Source organism: Pectobacterium artocarpous, assembly GCF_046159765.1.
In the GTDB taxonomy this organism is placed as follows: Bacteria; Pseudomonadota; Gammaproteobacteria; order Enterobacterales; family Enterobacteriaceae; genus Pectobacterium.
Genome location: NZ_JBJXVK010000070.1, coordinates 1 through 272, shown reverse-complemented (window position 1 = coordinate 272; position 272 = coordinate 1). Strand labels below are relative to the sequence as shown.

The following is a 272-nucleotide window of genomic DNA, read 5'->3' as shown; positions in this document are numbered from 1 at the left end:
AGCAAAATTCTCCGCAAGACGAGCCCTGGGTGGTGTCCCCCTTTGTCGATCTAGTCAGCCCTCCGTATGCTAAAGTGAAAAATCATTATGCTTGTGGGTAGTCGCTTGGTTTGGACAAGACGGCTTGTGCTTATCCGGTTGTTTCAGCAAGCCACTAGCGGTAGTGTAGGGGATGGCGCGCCCGTCATTTCCGAAGACTCTGCGCGAATTCCAGGCGAAGTTCGGTAGTGAAGAAGCCTGCCAACAGTATTTGGCCTCCTGACGCTGGCCGG

Annotated in this window: 1 protein-coding gene; it reads right to left on the bottom strand. The window is 54.0% G+C overall.

Annotated features, from left to right (window positions below):
- Window positions 1–69: 69 nt before the first annotated feature.
- On the bottom strand, window positions 70–272 hold a 203-nt coding region (locus tag ACKQAD_RS20295), incomplete at its 5' end, for a hypothetical protein (protein WP_409161759.1).